Below are 1,546 nucleotides of genomic sequence, written 5' to 3'. Positions count from 1 at the left end.
GGGGTGGCCGCGCGCAGCCCGCTGCGGCGCTGGGCCCGGCGGTGGGTGGCCGACGAGCTGCCGGGCGGGCTGCTCGGTGGCGCCTGAGCAGGACGCCGCCGCCGGCCCGCTCGCTGCCCTGCTGGCCGCCGACGGGGTGACGGACGTGCTCGTCAACGGGGCCGGCCGGGTCTGGGTCGACGGTCCGGGCGGGCTCCGCCGTGCCGCGGTCAGCGGCCTGGACACCGAGGAGCAGGTCCGTGCCCTCGCGGTCCGGCTGGCCGCCAGCGGCGGACGCCGCCTGGACGACGCGAGCCCGTGGGTCGACGCGCGGCTGCCGTCGGGGGTGCGCCTGCACGCGGTCCTGCCGGTGCTGTGCCAGGGCGGCACCCACCTCAGCCTGCGGGTCCCCCCGGCGGCCAGCGTGGACCTGGACGAGCTGTGCCGGCGCGGGTCGCTGAGCGCCGGGCTCGCCGACGCGCTGCGGGAGGTGGTGGCGGCCCGCCAGGGGCTGCTCGTCACCGGGGCCACGGGCGCGGGCAAGACGACGCTGCTCGCCGCGCTGCTGTCGCTGGTGGGACCGCACGAGCGGCTCGTCCTCGTCGAGGACGCCGCCGAGCTCGCGCCGCGCCACCCCCACGTGGTGTCGCTGCAGGCGAGGCCCGGCAACGTCGAGGGCGCCGGGCACGTGGGCCTCGACGTGCTCGTGCGCCAGGCGCTGCGGATGCGGCCGGACCGGCTGGTCGTCGGGGAGTGCCGCGGCGCCGAGGTGCGCGAGCTGCTGCTGGCCATGGGCGCCGGCCACGCCGGTGCGGCCACCCTGCACGCCGCCCGCCCCCAGGACGTCCCGGTGAGGGTCGTCGCCCTCGCCGGCGCCGCGGGCATCGACCCGGCGACCGCGCTGCTGCAGCTGCGGACCGCCGTGGACGTCGTGGTGCCGGTCGAGCGCGGGCCCGACGGTCGCCGCCGGGTGGCGGGCCTGTGGGGGTGGGGTGCGGGACCGGGCGACGTGCCCGCGCTCGTCCGGCTGGTCGACGCCGGCGGCACGCGGGTGGGTGACGCCCAGGCCGCCCAGGCCGCCCAGGTCGCCCGGGTGGTCCACGACCGCACCGCCCTCGGGGACCCGACCGCCGGCGAGCGGCAGGCCGGGCTCGGGTCCCTGCGCCCGGGGACGGATGACCCGCCCGTGGGTCGGCACGCCCGGACCCGTGCCGCGTGAGGGGCACAGCTGCCCCCACCGGTCGCCGTCCGGGGCGCACGACGGCATCGCCCGGACCGCCTGGGCCCTCCGCCCCTCCCGGGACCCCGCCCAGGAGGGGCGAGGCACCCGCCTCGGCCTCCGGACCCGGGCCGGTCCAGGTGGCCGAGCTGGTCCGGGCGACCGAGCGGCTCGCCGTCTGCCTGCAGGCCGGCCTGCCCTGGGCGCAGTCGCTCGTCGAGTCCGGTGCGGACCGGCTGGGCGGGACCCGCGCCGTCGCGCGCGACGCCGTGCCCGGACAGGCGGCCGTGCTCGTCGCGGTCCGGGTCGTCGAGCGGCTCGGCGCCCCCGGCGCGGGGGTGCTCGGGC

General features: G+C 80.9%; 2 protein-coding genes. Both read left to right on the top strand.

The window, feature by feature from the left end:
* The first annotated feature begins 76 nt into the window (after positions 1-76).
* Positions 77-1,198: a TadA family conjugal transfer-associated ATPase gene (locus WCS02_RS20220; RefSeq protein WP_340296105.1), complete on the top strand. Its 1,122-nt coding sequence runs from the start codon at positions 77-79 to the stop codon at positions 1,196-1,198.
* Between the two features lie 140 nt (positions 1,199-1,338).
* Positions 1,339-1,546: hypothetical protein (locus WCS02_RS20215; RefSeq protein ID WP_340296103.1), on the top strand; the 208-nt coding region annotated here is incomplete at its 3' end.

Origin of the sequence: Aquipuribacter hungaricus, from assembly GCF_037860755.1 — a bacterium.
GTDB lineage: Bacteria > Actinomycetota > Actinomycetes > Actinomycetales > JBBAYJ01 > Aquipuribacter > Aquipuribacter hungaricus.
Note: the sequence above shows the minus strand (reverse complement) of the source record. Positions and strands in the feature narration are given on the sequence as shown.